Here is a 14,784-nt window from a genome sequence, read left to right as displayed (position 1 = left end):
GCCCGCGCTTGTTTTGCACCATACTGCTCGAGTAACAGGATGGCATCGGCTGCACCTGCCGTAGTCAATGGCAATTGGTCATGAGGGGCAATAGCGGGCAAACTGACACCGCCCTCGCTGAGCGCCATATTGGCTATGGATTCCGCGCGATAAGCGCCAAACTCTGCCGGCGGTCGTTCCAGGACGCCGCCTGTCCAACCAGCGCCGCTGAGGCTGCGTCGCCTCGGAAAACGGCTGCCAGGACCTGGTTTGGCCTTGCTTGGTGAACCATGCAAAATCAAGGTTCGCGCATTCCCTCGAGGCCAGCTGGCATTACCCGCGCGAACAAATAGGTCAGCAAGGTCCGCTTGCCCGCCTTGACGTCGGCAGTAACGGTCATGCCCGGCTTGAGCTGGAAGCCGCCGGGTACACCGTGCATCTTGAGCTCATCAATGGCCGCGCGCGCTTTGTAGAAGACCGCAGAGCTATCGCCTTGAGTGACGACGGTTCCACGCTGCGTATCTTGCCCGCCGCCGAAGCTATCGGGGCTGATAAATCGGACTGTCCCCTCGGCCATGCCGTATTGGACGAACGGGAAAGTGTCGAATTTGATCGCAACCTTCTGTCCGGCGTGGACGTAGCCGGCGTCGGCCGTGGCGATACGCATTTCCACCTCCAGCGGCGCATCGCTCGGCACGAGAGTGATCAGCTGCTCGCCGGATTGCATCACCGAGCCGACCGAGACCTTAGCCACACTGAGGACCACTGCGTCCTGGTCGGCGCGTAAGTCAACGAGTTCGCGTCGAAGGGTAGCCTTGCGCAGGCTTTCAGTTGCATCGCTAAGGCTCCGCCTGCGCAAGGTGAGTTCCTCGCTGATTTTCGCCTTCCACTGCTGTTCGTAGCCGTCACGCTCGGCCACCAACTGGTCGAGGTCGCGGCGGGCGCGCTCGGCTGCGCCCGTCGCGTCCGTCAAGTTGCGTTGCATCTCGATGGCTTGGTCTTCCGCGATTAAGCGGTTCACTTGGCTGCCGACCTGCAACCGCTCGAGTTCCCGGCGCTTTGACTCGAGCACGCTCGCGATCCGGTGGCGTTGGCCAAATGCCGCGACGTCGTGCTCAGCGCGGGTTATCTGCGCTTGAAGCCCGCTGAGTTTCTGGTTGTAGCTCTCAATCTGAAACCGATACTGCGCCTGGCGCTGGCCATACATCGCAACTTGCAGGACCGTGGAGGTATCAGCGCTTGTCGGCTGGTACGGCGTCCCGGAAGCTTCAGCCGTGAGCCGGTCGACCTCTGCCTGAAAGCTTTTCACCTGTGTCTGGAGGGCGCTTACGTCGGCCGCGGAGAAGGTCGGGTCGAGGCGAGCCAGCAGCTCTCCGGCGCGCACGGTTTGGCCCTCGCGCACGTTGATCGCGCGCACAATAGCCGTCTCAAGCGGTTGCACGACATTGGTCGCCTGAAGCGACACGACACGTCCCGAGCCGGTCACGACCATATCAATAGGAAACAGCGCAGCCACCGCCATCGAGGCCAGGATCGCCGAGACAACCGTCCAGAGCATGCTTCGCGCCGCGGGCTTGATCGGTGCTTCGACAAGCGCTGCCGTCGGGGACTCAAATTCCAGGAGCGACGACGGTTGCACATCGACTTTATTACGATCGCTGAATAATCGTTTTATGGCAGGGACTGTGGGAATAGAGGGCCAACGAATGCTTCCGGCCGTAGGCTTGGCTAGAACCTTTCGCGCGGTGCTCGAAGACTTGAACCCAAATGGCGGCGGAACCGACGGCATTTCCTGCTTGCGACCCAAAAACAAACTGAAGCGCTTGCGCAGGGGCGATGGCGCCCGCTTCGGATCCGCAGCCTGGGTTGCGGCCGACGCTGTTTCGATGTTGGCGGGGAACACCATCGAACGGGGGAATACTTCTACTTTCTCGCGGCGCGTGACTACAGGCTGCTCACGCTGCGGCGGTTGGACAGGCTCGCGACTGAGTACAGTAACTGCGGCCGATACTGGTTGCAGGGCCGGGGAGCGATCGCCGTTTGGAATCTGCCCAACCGCCGCCGCCGAAAAGGCTTCGCCGCTGGGCGGGTCAGTGCGACTGCGAGCGGCCTCTACCTTCTGGATCGCTTCCTCAAGGGCGAGATGCTCACATATCAGCTCTGTTTTCGTGAGCGGCGGATTTTGGTTGACCGAATGCCGGATGAAGGCGGAGCGAGTGCGCTCATAAAGCTCACGCCGAGCCTCGCCGGTATTGTGCGCCAGCTCGGTGACAGCCTTATCGATGAGCGGGTAGTACTTGGTCATTCTATACCATATTGGATTAAAGCTTTCGCCGAACGCGTTTTAGTTTAGCCAGTGCCTTCGCGTCGCTCAGGTTCAGGCTTTGCTAGCTTGCGCCACCAAACGCGAGAAAAATTCATTTCTGATCCCGCATGTAGATCTTCCTGTTGACTACGCGGCCGAGGCACTTCCTTTCAAATTGTGAGCCTCTCCGCCCGGTTCTTTAGCAAGACGTGTTAACTCAAGCGCCGCTTCAGTCACCCCTTGGGCTTCAGCCGCCTCGAACCATTGCCGTGCTTCGGCAAGATCAGTCCGGCCCGCAGCGCCGCCGAGGAGATATCGGCCGAGCATCAGTTGCGCCCGTGGGTGGCCGCGCTGCGCCGCCTCGCGAAACCAGCGCTGCGCCAGACCAGGATCTGCCGCGATATCATGACCGCCATGGTAAAGCGCACCGAGCGCAAACATCGCCCCAATGTGGCCCTGACTAGTAGCTTTTTCAAATAGCGCGCGGGCCGTGCGATGGTCGGGTGGTCCGCCTCGGCCGTTTACAAGCATCTCGCCGAGAAGAACTTGCGCATCGACGATCCCGGCGTCGGCGGCGCGTCTCAGCCACATTCGCCCTTCGACTATGTTTTCTGGGACGCCACGACCTTCGATCAAGATCCTACCATACCAGTATTGGGCAGTCGGGACGCCCACTGCCGCGCGGCGAAGCCACAGCGCAGCCGCGGTCTCATCGCGCTCGATCCCGATTCCTTCAGCGATGCAGACGGCGAAATTGAAGGCGGCTATAAGGTCCCCCGTCTCGGCGGCCTCTTGGAACCAATGACGAGTCTTGGCCTGATCGCCGGATTTTCCGCCGCCGCGGAGCACGAGATTCGCAAAGTCGGCTTTCGACGCCTCGTTACCAAGTTCGGCTGCACGTTCCAGCCAGAAATTTGCGAGGTCCAGATCGCGGCCGACGGCGGTGCCGATCGAGTAGAGCTGACCCAAAGTCCTCGCAGCTGGCGCGTAACCTCCTTCGGCGGCGCGCTCGAGCCATGCTACGGCTTCGACATAGTTAGGTGGCAATTCGCCTCCGCGAGCGTAGAGAAGGCCGACCCGGGCGGCTGCCTCTGCGTCGCCGGCAAGTGCGGCCCGGCGCAGCCAGGTTTCGCCTTCGACCAGGTTGCGCTCGATACCGTGACCATTGATGAGGGCCACGCCCAAACGCCTTTGCGCTAGGCGCACGCCTTTGTCGGCAGCGAGACGATAAAGCTCGACGGCTCGAGTGAGTTCGCCCCCCACGCCTATGCCAAATTCCGTGAGCACAGCGATGAGATAGAGTGCCGTCGGAATGCCGGCCGCTGAAGCTTTCGCGATCTGTTCAGCTGCTTCCTTTTGTGTCCGCTCGTCCTGTGCCCGGCGAAGCAGGGCGAGCCCAAGCCCAAGAGACCCTTGAGGACAGCCGGCTTTCGCTGAACGCGCGTACCAGCGCTCAGCTTCCAGCTCGTCGGTTATGGTATCGGGGCCGGAAGTTAGAATATATCCCAGAAGCGCCTGGCCCTCGGCCGAGTTGCCCTCGGCGGCGCGGCGCGCCCAGTTAAGTGCCGTGAAGAAATCTGGGCCGCCACTTTCATTGTGGACGGTAAAGAGAGCCGCACTCGACTGCTCAGGGTTGATCACGCCTTGAACATACAGAAGCGCGAGATAAAACTGGGCGTCCGCTGAACCGGCTTCCGCAGCACGTTGGAGCCAGCGTACCGCCTCCGTGGTCGCTTGTGGCACGCCGGTGCCCTCGTGATAGCATCGCCCGACTCGATACTGCGCCTCAATACAGCCGCCGCGGGCGGCGTAGGCGAGTTGATGGAAGCCTTCAGCCGCGCGGCCGGATTCGAGGAGCTCAATCCCACGCCGGGCGCGGGCCGATATTGAGACTGGCGCGATCAGACGATCAACGAAACTCATTCTATGGCCTTGCTTGGTGAACCATTCAAAGAAGCTCGAGTGACGTAAACAGGTGGACCTCGGCCTGAAATTCGAAGAGCGCCGCCAGTATCGGTTGCGTGGGCCCGCGCTTCCTTGGGTTTAGCAACAATCCGCGAGTGGTGACCGAGCGCCTGGCCATAATCGTCACTCTCGTGTCGTGGCGGACTTAAGCGGACGTGGGCGCCCGCCCTCCAAATGCCGGTGTTGCTGCTGCCACAGTTGTCGATAAACGGCGCAGCGATCAAGCACTTCCTCGTGTGGGCCGATATCGACGACCTTACCCTTGTCAAGGATGAGGATCTGGTCGCAGTCGACCAGCGAGGACAACCGGTGCGAGACGATGATCATCGTCCGCCCCTTGGCGATGCGCAAAAGGTTCGCGTTGACAAGGGCCTCACTCTCGGGATCGAGCGCGCTGGTCGCCTCATCTAAAATCATAAGGCGCGGATCGGAGACGAGCGCGCGCGCGATGGCAAGACGCTGGCGCTGTCCCCCCGACAGGTTGGACGAGGTTTCCTCGAGCCAAGTCTCGTACCCGCGCGGCAGCCGCTCGATAAACTCCTCGGCACCCGCAAGACGGGCCGCCTGCACGGCATGCTCAAGTGTCAAGCCAGGTCGGCTGGCAATGATGTTATCCCGCACAGTGCCGCGAAACAGGAAATTGTCCTGCATCACTACTCCAAAGCTGCTGCGCAGGTGCGTTAGATTGATCTCCCGTAGATCGGTGCCGTCGATCTTAAGGTAACCGCTATACTCGCGGTTAATGCCCTGAAGGAGGCGCGCGATCGTCGATTTCCCCGAGCCGCTGCGACCGACGAGGCCGAGCATGGTTCCCGCTGGAACTTCGAACGAGATGCGGTCAAGCGCCGGCACGGACGACCCAGGATAGGTGAAGGTGAGGTCCTGGAATGCAATCGCACCATCAAATTTCGGCCGAAGACCGGTCCGCATCGCCGCGGCTTCTGTCGGATGGTTGAGAACATCCGCGACCTCGCTCACCGAAAGGCGAACTTCTTCGATATCCTGCATGAGCTTTGCCAGACCAATCAGCGGGCTTGCTACTCGTGCGCCGAGCATTAAGAACGCGATGAGAGCACCGCCGGTAATCGCGGTGCTCCCGGGAGGCGAAGCAATGAGGATGTAGCAGCCAACAAGCAGAACGCCGCGATTGATGAACGCCTCGATTGGGCTCACGATGGTCTGCGCGACGTTCGAGATGCGACCGGCGTCGAGACGCGCTTGGCCTGCCTCAGCCACGCGCGCGTCCCACTCCTCGTTACGCACCTTTTCGATTGCGAGCGACTTGACGGTTCGCATGCCATACACCGTCTCGACGAGCACCGAATTCTTACGGTTTTCAGCTATCACGAGGCGCGCAAAAACCTGCCTTATCGCAGGTAAAAATGCGAATACCACGAGAGCAACGAGGGCAGATGCTACGAGCACCATCCAGGCGAGCGTCGCACTCATCCAGAACAGGAATGGCAGAAGAGCGATCAGGGTGAATACGTCGAGAAACGTGCTAACGAGCTTGCCGGTGAAGAAGCTGCGGATGTTGAAGATTTGGCCGACTTTGCGGGCCGTTTCGCCGGTCGGATGGCGCTCGAAAAAGTCCATTGGCAGTGCCAGCAATCGCCGGAAAACGTGCATCCCCAACCGCGCGTCAATCCGCGTCGCGGTGACCTCGATGATCTCGCGACGCGCGTACCCAAGCAGCGTGTCGTAGGCCGTGATGAGGATCAGTATCAGCGAGATCATGCCCAGCGTCGCCATGGCCTGATGCGTAATCACCCGATCGATGGCGACCATGATAAGGAAAGGCGGCACGATCTGCAGGACACTCAAGCTGATTGAGGCTGCGGCGATCTCGCGCAGATTGCGGCGCTCTTCCAGAACGCGACCCATCATCCAAGAGAACGAGAATGGCTCCTCATCGGCAGATGTGCCTCGCTCACGCCGCAGGAGCAATACATCCCCATGCCAGACGTTTGCGAGGCGAAGCTCATCGATGGCGACGGGCTCTTCACCGGGACGGCTCGGATCCCGTAAGTATATGGTGCCAGCATTGGCGTCGCGCGAGACGAGGACGCCCGCACCACCGTCGGAAAACAAGAGCACAACTGGGGCGTCCGACTGCATGCGGATCAGGTGGCGCCAGCGCAGGCGCGTCGCTTTTGCCCATAGTCCGCCCTCGCGCGCCCAAGTGACGAGAGCCGCGGGAGAGGGTACCTCGCCGGGGGAAACGCGTAGCGCTTTGCGATCTAGTTCGACGCCGTGGTGCTGAGCAACAACGGCGAGCGCATCCACGCGCGCCTTAGCTGCGTCATGCCTGACTTGCCCGTCCGGCATTGTGCCAGTGGGCGTTTCCCCGCGGCAAGTGTCCGGATGTTGGCTGTCAGGCCGAGGGTTCACGTGAAGACCTACTCTCGATGCATCTCTCAACTCTGGACGATACGGCAGCGCAACCGCTACTTATCATCTGCTCATCTGCGCGCAAGCAGCATAACCACTCTACATTCAAATTCGGTCTGCGCCTACCTCGTCTTCGGTTCCTTCAATAATGCCGAGGGGAAAGAAAAGAACACCCTAGTTTGCTAACTCGAGCCAGCCGTAATCGCTTAAGGGGCGTCGGGCAGGCGCACCGGCCAGCGAAGACATTTCGAGGTAACTCGAAAGGGGTATGTCGTGGAACCGAATGCATCGGCGCGTTCGTCGATTGGTGCGATGGGAACAGGCGAAGGCAGTTCAGTCGGCTGCGCCGCTCGAAGTTCGTCAATTGAAACAGCCGAGGTGTGGCGCAAGTAAATTTTTGTTTCCGAGCGCCTACAGACAAACCAACGCGGACAGTTGCCAGTGAGGTTGCCGTTGGCTGATGCGGAACATGCGTGCACATATGTCGTGCTAGCGGCGATGTAATTGACTCAGCGCATCAGGCGGTACAGGTAATTTGCGCGTGTTTGTGGTGCGAATTATCTGGTGCGAAATTGCAAGTCCCATGAAGGCTCCTAGTTTCGCTGGAGGATCAATGGTCGAACTGAATATCAGAAATGTTAGTGCCACCGGTGAACGCCCCGGGCCGGCCTCGTTGGATGAGGCGAACCATGGCAACGGAGGAGCGAAAGGACCGCTGGCGGGCTACGGTTTCGTAGAGGTGGTCGGGCGAGCTCAGGCAAGCAGCAACGTCGAAATTAGGATTCGGCGCGGCGAAGGTGAATTCGCCATCTTGGGGACGACGACTACTCTGCCGCTTACGGATCCGTTCCTGCAACCGAAGGCGGCCCCGGATGCGAGCAACAGTTTCGCTTTTAGAACAAGCATCCAACCCGGAACTTATGCGATTGAGGTCCGGCTTCAGAACTCGTCACCAGAAGCAGCGTCTAACTTGTCACTGACCGACCTGGTGTCGGCCAGGAAATACTCTTTCAAAACAGAGAGCGCCGGTAACGGGCGTTTCGTCGCTCACGACGTAACGATAACGGCGGCGTCTCAGGTCGGTAGGTGAGCTCGGTTGCGCCGCTGTCCCAAACGTCGCGTTTAACAAACACCATCTGAGGGGGACTTACGTCATTGGAGTGCCAACGGAAGTGGCATTTAACTTGTTTCAGATGGATCTGGTTTCGGGCCAGAAATACTCTCTTGAAGCAACAATAACCTCCGCAGGCACAAGACTTCTCGTCACCCTGATCTAACGGCAGCCTTTCGGGGTCTGTCGTCGCGTACCCAGTTGAACGTTGCGTAACTGTTGCGAAATCCCAGTCAAGAGAGTTAGAGCAATGGCAGATCCCCTTGGCGTTATTACCATTACTGGCACCATTAACGGAACGAGCAATCAGGCCGTTTATATTTATTACAGGCCTGCCAGCATCAGTGGTACCAACACGGATAGCTGGATCTTACTTGGATCAACGCAACCAGAGGCATCTGGCGATCCGCTGAATACTGATGGGGATCAGGATTTCGCTTTCACGGTAGCTCTCCCCGCAGGCACTTGGGACTTTGCTGTCGCGGAAGCGACGGGCTCAGATCTGACGGCTTTGCAAATTACCGATAGCAGTGGCACGACCGTCACTAGCTTTTCGGAAGGGTCCGCTTCTGGAAACAGGTCGTATTACGTATCTGAAGGCGTAACCGTAAGTATTGCGAGTGGTCCCCCGGGGGCAACTGGCGCGACAGGAGCGACAGGTGCCACCGGCTCGACAGGTGCCACTGGTTCGACAGGTGCGACTGGCTCGACCGGTGCGACTGGTTCGACGGGAGCAACCGGCTCGACGGGTGCCACCGGCTCGACGGGAGCAACTGGCTCGACAGGTGCGACCGGCTCGACAGGTGCGACCGGTTCGACGGGAGCAACCGGCTCGACGGGAGCCACCGGCTCGACGGGTGCCACCGGCTCAACGGGTGCAACTGGCTCGACGGGAGCAACCGGCTCGACGGGAGCCACCGGCTCGACGGGTGCAACCGGCTCGACGGGAGCAACCGGCTCAACAGGTGCGACCGGCTCGACAGGTGCCACCGGCTCGACAGGTGCCACCGGCTCGACAGGTGCCACCGGCTCGACAGGTGCGACTGGTTCGAGAGGTCCAAACGGTGGAGCTACGGGTCCGCGGGGTAACAACGGCCTCGGCAACGGCCCGGAGGGAGGCGAAACCGGACCCTCTGGTACCGATCCGAGCAACCCGGGCCACCAAAAGTCGACCAAAGTGGGCATCAATGCTGCCGATGTCTCCACTGGCGCCTCTGGGCAGATGACCTTCATCAGCGGCACGCAGGGCAACATTGCCCACGGGTCGAAGGTACCGCCTACGCTCGCTATCCTTGGTGGGGTGCAGGACCTGCAGCCGCACGACTTCTCGGCGGGCGGCGCGACAGGAAGTGGCCACACAGGCGCGGGCAGTCAAACGCCCGACCCAGGGTCGAAGGTCAAAGGCGGACTGTCTCTCGACGATCCGCATGGGCCAAAGACTGTCGAGGGCGTGTTCAAGCCGAACGGCTAGTCGACAGGTATAACCATCAGAGGAGCGCGATCGAACTGGTTGCGCTCTTCAGCAAAACTCTAGCGCGGCGTCACACGGCGCCGCGCTTTTCCGTTTCCGGATAGGATTGATGAAGGCCCGAAGACGGGCCGACGTCGATCAAAGAAGGCGAGGGCAGCTTCGATCCGACCTGAGATCACGACGACGGCCTCGACAGCGCAGTCGATGCCGCAGCTCATCTGAGTTCTTACGTTCTAAACGTCCACGGCAGCAACTGATCGATATCGCGGTTGGGTACCCATTGACGGATACGTGTAAGAACGCTGGTCAGATTCGCGAGCGGGTCGATGTCGTTCGACTCCAGTCTCGGTCAAGCACGCGACGGTGGCCCAAATGCTCGCCGCCTCCGTCGCAACGTGTTACTCCGGTTGAATGCGAGCGGGCGGATGGAACGCTCGAGATTGTCTATGAGGCTCTGGCCCTTGATCACTCGCTTTCGATGGGTTCTACCAAATAGTTCTGTATGCGGCCGCGCTAGAGGTCGCTGATGCCCTCGATATGCTCCGGCGCCTTCACATCGGTCGCAACTACCGTCCCGTTGCTGAACGATCGGGATGTTCCTTTCGGCAGTGCGTGCCCACGCCAGCATCGCATTCTGGCCGACGGGAGAGCAGGCGCTGGCGCGAGCCTGAACCCAACTTTGGATTTGTCTCTAGGCGCGGATTGTCAATCTTAAGTCGACGATCGCTTGAAGTCTCATCGCGATGTAAGCAATCAGTCCAAGGTAATGCCAGCGGCCTTGATGGCCTTCGACCAATGTTCGATTTGGGCCGCAGTAAAAGCCGCAAATTCATCGGGTGGCATGTACGTGGGGTAGGAACCAAGTTCTTCAACGCGATTCCGGAATTCGGGGGTTTCCATCAAGGCTTTGATTTCGATAGTCAATTTATCGATAATGGGCTTGGGCGTCTTGGCAGGTGCGTATACCCCGAACCAGGCGTCGACCTCAAACCCGGGAAATCCCAATTCGGCAGTGGTCGGAACATTTGGCAGGATAGGGTGTCGCTGCTTACTGGCGATCGCGAGCGCGCGGATCATACCGCTTTGAACTTGCCCCACGATAGTAGGTGGGGATGTAAAAAATAGGTCGATGGTCCCGGCGAGCAGATCGTTTAGAGCTGGAGCGGCCCCTCGATATGGGATGTGGACCATTTTCGCGCCCGCCAACATCGCCAGCATTTCGCCGCCAATGTGATGGATTGTGCCCCGGCCGGATGAGCCGTAGTTCAGTTTACCGGGGTTTGCCCTGGCGTAGGCGATAAGTTCTCCAGCGTTTTTACGGGAAGATCCTTACGCACCACGATGACGTACGGCGCCGTAACTACATTAGCGACCGGAGAAAAGTCTTTTATTGGATCCCAGTTGAGCCGCGGAAACAGGGCCGGGTTCGTGACATGATAGCCAGAATAGGTAACGAGCAGGGAATATCCATCGGGTGCCGAGCGCGCGACCTGCGCAGTGGCGACATTTCCGCTCGCCCCGCCCTTGTTCTCGATCACGAAGGGCTGGCTAAGTCGGCGCGAAAGGCCCTCGCTCAACAATCGGGCCGCTATGTCTGTCGTACCGCCCGCTGGCGCTGGAACGACCATTGTGACAATTCGTGTCGGGAAGTCTTGCGCAACCGCGGGGAGTGTACCGACCAGAGTGGCGAAGGCGAACACGATGATTGCACCTGGGACGATGATTTTGGATTGTCGCTGAGTCATTGAAGCCACCTGGGTGAGATACTGCGCGTGGCCCAGATGCTCGCAAAGAGCTTCAATTCATGTCTAATGAATTAAAACGAACAGATAATCGGATCCTGCGATGAGGTGCTCCCCCTGCATTGGTCCGAGGACCTGGCGGCTCGGCGATTGACTTGCTTGATCTCGGCGATCGATCAGACTATCGCTGCAAATCATTAGACGACAGTGCCACCATCTGCCAACGTGATTAGACCGGGTATCGACGGGAAGCGTCCAACCGTTAGTGACGATCTCTGATTAGCACGGGTTGACCAACGAGTTTGTTTTTGGCTCTGTGCCTGAACCCGCTGTGCTGTGGGTTTCGCGACCGGATAGCTGCGTAACGGAGCGGGCAAGAAAGACAAACGGACGTGGCTCGGCATGATTTGATGGACATTCTGACAGATGAACAAGAGTTCTGCGTCGACGGACGCTTTGGATGGCCTGAGTTTTCTCACTGCTGCGGAACTCGGGTCAGGTTACCGGAATGGCACGCTAAAACCCGATGATGCGGTGGAATCCCATCTCACTCGTATCGCTGCCCTGAACGGCAAGGTCCATGCCTTCATCGATGTCTACGCGGAGGAAGCCCGGCTGGCGGCAGCGCAGTCGGCGCGACGCTATCTTGAGGCTGCGCCGCTCGGACCGCTGGATGGAATCCCGATAGCCATCAAGGATCTCATCGAAATCGAAGGCAAGGTGTGTACCGCGGGATCGGCCACGCGCCGTCACTATGTGGCAAAGCGCTCCGCAACGATCATCAAAAAGCTCGTGGCGCAAGGCGCAATCATTCTAGGCAAGGTACACACGGTCGAGTTCGCATTTGGCGGGTGGGGAATGCGCATCTCGGAAGGCCAAGAAATCCGTGGGGAGGCGAGGTGCCGTACACGCCCGGAGGGTCGAGCAGTGGATCTGCGGTGGCGGTAGCCGCGCGGTTGGCGACGATGGCTGTGGGCATCGATACCGGCGGCTCGGTGCGCGGACCCGCAGGCTTCAACAATCTGTTCGGGCTGAAAACCACCTTCGGTCGAGTCAGCCTGAACGGCATCGTGCCGCTTAGCCCGTCGATGGATACGGTGGGGCCGTTGGCGCGCTCCGTGCACGACGCCTCGCTGCTCTTCCAGGGCATGATGGGACCGGACAGGCAGCGTGAATGACAGTCCATGCAGGATAAACGAGCTCTAGTACCCTCAGAGCCGGCACAAGGTGGATCACAAGAGCGAGGCGTCCGCACATTGAGGGTTTGAAAGTACGTTTGCCGGTCGAACGTTCACGCCTCTAAATCTGCCCAAGGCCGGTGATTATCTTTCGCAGCAAAGAAAAAGCCCGCATCGCTGCGGGCTTCTTGTTCCTAGTACCAGCCCGGGCCACCACCGAAGCCGAACGAAACGCTCGGGCCACCATATCCATAGCCTCTGCCATAGTAGGGTCCGCCGCCGTATCCGCCACCATAGTGGGGACGGGGCGCGTAATAGCCGTAGCTGTTGCCGTAGTACGGACGATAGCCACGATGTCCGTAGTGACGATAATGCCGACGCTGAGAGCTGATATCGGTAGACTGCTGGGTTACGGTTGACGCTTTCGCCTGCGCCGCATTGTCTGATGCATTTGCGGCGGAACCACCGAGCAGCGCTGCTGCACCGACGGCTAATACGATTGCTAATTTATTCATTTGAACACTCCCGGTTACATGTGGGGTGCTAATTGATGCGCATAGCTTACGTTCCGATGTGCGACATTAAATTGGTGTAAGTTATTGAACAGTCGTTCATACTGGCAAAGACAAATGTGACGCCGATCTGAGAGCGAATGGATAAAAGTACAGGATGAAGGGCGTCACGGAGAAATGCAAATGCGGGAGCGATTTATACTCGAACCGATCTAAGCCCTCCGAAAGCCAATTAGCCAGTATGGAAAGTTCGGCGTCACGATGGAAACATGAACACCGCGTGGGTGCCCACTTACTGCTATCGGTCCATCCACAATGCGTGATCCGGCGGAGCAATCATTTTTCGAGATCGTCCGTTGGCCTTTTGGCTGTTGGTCCAACTGACTCGTTGTAATTCAGACCGGCATTCGACGAGGTGGGGCCCCGGTGGTCAATCCTGAAGGAGTCATGGCGAGTTCGTGCGCCAATTCGTTATAGCCAACGTCCTGATGTGGATATGTGATTAAGGCTTCGACGGCTTACGTTTTCGATGCCGTCCATGCGCTCAAGGACGATTCCGAAAAGTGCCGCTGCGGGTGACGAAATCGTTGACCATGACAATAGGGAGGAGCCCGGCTAACGATCACAGGTCGTGATGGAGGGCGTGATCGTCTAAAAGGAATTGTCGCAGGCCGAACTCGTGAGGCTTAACCGAACGACTCGCTTGCATGGTGTCAAACGAGCCGCCCGGCCAGAAGGACCGTCCTGATGGCTAACCCGGACGGACCGAATTATGAACGACTCGGATCGCTTGGCGTTCCTACAATTGAATATCTGGTGATCGGCGCCGCACCGTGGCTGCCTGAACCCGCATACGAGCCGATAGACATTGCCTAGTTGCCCTTGGCGGTGGATCCTTGCTGCCAGATTCTCTTGCTGCGGCATCCATGTCTGATAACATCCCTCAGATTAGCGCTCTCGGAGTGATAGGGGGCCCAGCACCGCGTCCCTTCAACACCTGCAGGAAGCGATTCATGGTCGCGGCGTTTCGCGGTGCGTAGGCTTCGTAGTCTCTATTAGAGTAGATCCATGCTCGCTTTGCACCGCTTGCTTTGATCCGCTCAGCCCCGTCGCGATTCAGCCAGGGACGGTCCTCCTAGGCCGGGCGGCGTAGGATTGCTCATGTTTCGAACGCCGCCCGGTTACCTTTCCAAATCAATCTATCGGTATCATAAGCGCTTGGTCTTCTTCTTGGCCTTTTTCGTCTTCTTGGGCATCACTTTCTTGACAGCTTTCTTTGCCTTCTTAGCCATCGACTTCGCGGCCTTTACTACCTGCTTGGCAACAGATTTCTTAGCTCTCTTAGCCACCATATTCTCCTTCAGCGTTTAGATTTTCTCGACTTCTTCTTCGTTTTCTTAGTGGCTGATTTCTTACCAGGCTTCTTACTAACCTTCTTGCCGGCTCTCTTCACACCAGATTTCGCTTTGGACTTACTTTTGCTTTTGGCGACCTTTGATGCGCGGGACGACTTTCTCGCCGTCTTCACGACCTTTGCTATGGCTTTTGCCGGAGCGGTTTTTGCTGTTGCTTTCCTTACACGTTTGACCACAGCCTCGGCCGCGGTGTGAGCCAGCACGGTGGCTCCGCTGACCACCAATTCGCCAACGATCTCGCCGATATCCTTCTTGGGCTCTTCCGCAGTCTGCTCGCTCGATTTCTTCTCGGTGTCCATGACCTGAGCCCTCCAGAGTGTGTAGCAGCAGCGTAACTGATTCTCTCCGCTACAATGGGACTATGCGGTAGCGTAGCAGGGAACCCGGACGACTCCAAAACGCTAGTAGACCTTTTTCCCAATCTCGGTCGCCGCACCTCTTTCATGCCTTCTAGCGAGCCAAATGGCTTTCAGGCATAGGAACGAACGACAGTATTGCTCGTTCAACCTGCGCTGCAGCATCTCCCTGGCTTTTCAGGATAACGTGCATGCACCGTCGAGCGCACCGATGACCATAGCCCACCGCAGAGAGAGCACTTTCCCGACTTTCTTGAATCAAGGCCGGGAATTGGCCCGCGTTGCTAACAGTATTCATACGAGTCCTTGCAACAGGCATGGTTCATCAAACGCAGAGACGTGCGCGTTCGAAGACATTC

Annotated in this window: 11 protein-coding genes and 1 pseudogene; 4 read left to right on the top strand and 8 right to left on the bottom strand. The window is 58.7% G+C overall.

Going from position 1 to position 14,784, the window contains the following annotated elements; translation table 11 throughout:
• Positions 1–277: 277 nt before the first annotated feature.
• The 3 genes from JQ574_RS35315 to JQ574_RS28720 all read right to left on the bottom strand — a co-directional run bounded on the left by JQ574_RS35315 (position 278) and on the right by JQ574_RS28720 (position 6,535).
• Complete coding sequence (locus tag JQ574_RS35315) at positions 278–2,284, bottom strand: HlyD family type I secretion periplasmic adaptor subunit (RefSeq protein WP_249119669.1); 2,007 nt, start codon at positions 2,282–2,284, stop codon at positions 278–280.
• Between the two features lie 147 nt (positions 2,285–2,431).
• Positions 2,432–4,207 (bottom strand): tetratricopeptide repeat protein, encoded by a 1,776-nt coding sequence (locus tag JQ574_RS28725; RefSeq protein ID WP_212212565.1) that lies wholly within the window; start codon positions 4,205–4,207, stop codon positions 2,432–2,434.
• A gap of 165 nt (positions 4,208–4,372) precedes the next feature.
• Positions 4,373–6,535 carry a peptidase domain-containing ABC transporter gene (locus JQ574_RS28720; protein WP_312014755.1) on the bottom strand — a complete coding sequence of 721 codons (2,163 nt, stop codon included), beginning with the start codon at positions 6,533–6,535 and terminating at the stop codon, positions 4,373–4,375.
• A 718-nt stretch (positions 6,536–7,253) separates the two neighbouring features.
• On the opposite strand from JQ574_RS28720, the gene JQ574_RS28715 reads away from it, so the two are divergent.
• On the top strand, positions 7,254–7,730 hold the full coding sequence (locus tag JQ574_RS28715; RefSeq protein WP_212212571.1) for a hypothetical protein: 477 nt from the start codon (positions 7,254–7,256) through the stop codon (positions 7,728–7,730).
• Between the two features lie 606 nt (positions 7,731–8,336).
• Here the strand turns inward: JQ574_RS28715 and JQ574_RS35310 are convergent.
• Positions 8,337–8,777: a DUF4573 domain-containing protein gene (locus JQ574_RS35310; protein ID WP_312015062.1), complete on the bottom strand. Its 441-nt coding sequence runs from the start codon at positions 8,775–8,777 to the stop codon at positions 8,337–8,339.
• A gap of 196 nt (positions 8,778–8,973) precedes the next feature.
• Between JQ574_RS35310 and JQ574_RS35305 the strand changes: the two genes are divergently transcribed.
• Positions 8,974–9,222: a hypothetical protein gene (locus tag JQ574_RS35305; protein ID WP_249119667.1), complete on the top strand. Its 249-nt coding sequence runs from the start codon at positions 8,974–8,976 to the stop codon at positions 9,220–9,222.
• A gap of 226 nt (positions 9,223–9,448) precedes the next feature.
• On the opposite strand, the gene JQ574_RS28705 is transcribed toward JQ574_RS35305, so the two are convergent.
• Both JQ574_RS28705 and JQ574_RS35300 read right to left on the bottom strand, forming a co-directional pair.
• Positions 9,449–9,550 carry a transposase domain-containing protein gene (locus JQ574_RS28705; RefSeq protein ID WP_409363564.1) on the bottom strand — a complete coding sequence of 34 codons (102 nt, stop codon included), beginning with the start codon at positions 9,548–9,550 and terminating at the stop codon, positions 9,449–9,451.
• Between the two features lie 425 nt (positions 9,551–9,975).
• Positions 9,976–10,850, bottom strand: a pseudogene (locus JQ574_RS35300) (Bug family tripartite tricarboxylate transporter substrate binding protein).
• 540 nt (positions 10,851–11,390) lie between these two features.
• On the opposite strand from JQ574_RS35300, the gene JQ574_RS28690 reads away from it, so the two are divergent.
• Entirely contained in the window at positions 11,391–11,912 is a 522-nt protein-coding gene (locus JQ574_RS28690; protein ID WP_212212579.1) for an amidase family protein, read from the top strand.
• Entirely contained in the window at positions 11,816–12,142 is a 327-nt protein-coding gene (locus tag JQ574_RS35585; RefSeq protein WP_312018278.1) for an amidase, read from the top strand. Before JQ574_RS28690 ends, JQ574_RS35585 begins: the two co-directional genes overlap by 97 nt.
• Before the next feature lie 194 nt (positions 12,143–12,336).
• On the opposite strand, the gene JQ574_RS28680 is transcribed toward JQ574_RS35585, so the two are convergent.
• The gene (locus JQ574_RS28680; RefSeq protein ID WP_212212585.1) at positions 12,337–12,657 is read right to left on the bottom strand and encodes a hypothetical protein; all 321 of its coding nucleotides are present in this window, start codon (positions 12,655–12,657) and stop codon (positions 12,337–12,339) included.
• 1,357 nt (positions 12,658–14,014) lie between these two features.
• A complete protein-coding gene (locus JQ574_RS28675; RefSeq protein ID WP_212212588.1) occupies positions 14,015–14,368 on the bottom strand; it encodes a hypothetical protein in 354 nt (117 codons plus the stop codon).
• Positions 14,369–14,784: the final 416 nt, after the last annotated feature.

This window comes from Bradyrhizobium sp. AUGA SZCCT0158 (assembly GCF_018130065.1).
GTDB lineage: Bacteria > Pseudomonadota > Alphaproteobacteria > Rhizobiales > Xanthobacteraceae > Bradyrhizobium.
This window is presented reverse-complemented; position numbering and strand designations above follow the sequence as displayed.

Coding starts and splice junctions, on each gene's coding strand:
- JQ574_RS28725 (WP_212212565.1), bottom strand. CDS start 4,207: ATGAGTTTCGTTGATCGTCTGATCGCGCCAGTCTCAATATCGGCCCGC.
- JQ574_RS28715 (WP_212212571.1), top strand. CDS start 7,254: ATGGTCGAACTGAATATCAGAAATGTTAGTGCCACCGGTGAACGCCCC.
- JQ574_RS28690 (WP_212212579.1), top strand. CDS start 11,391: ATGAACAAGAGTTCTGCGTCGACGGACGCTTTGGATGGCCTGAGTTTT.
- JQ574_RS28680 (WP_212212585.1), bottom strand. CDS start 12,657: ATGAATAAATTAGCAATCGTATTAGCCGTCGGTGCAGCAGCGCTGCTC.
- JQ574_RS28675 (WP_212212588.1), bottom strand. CDS start 14,368: ATGGACACCGAGAAGAAATCGAGCGAGCAGACTGCGGAAGAGCCCAAG.
- JQ574_RS35315 (WP_249119669.1), bottom strand. CDS start 2,284: ATGACCAAGTACTACCCGCTCATCGATAAGGCTGTCACCGAGCTGGCG.
- JQ574_RS35305 (WP_249119667.1), top strand. CDS start 8,974: ATGACCTTCATCAGCGGCACGCAGGGCAACATTGCCCACGGGTCGAAG.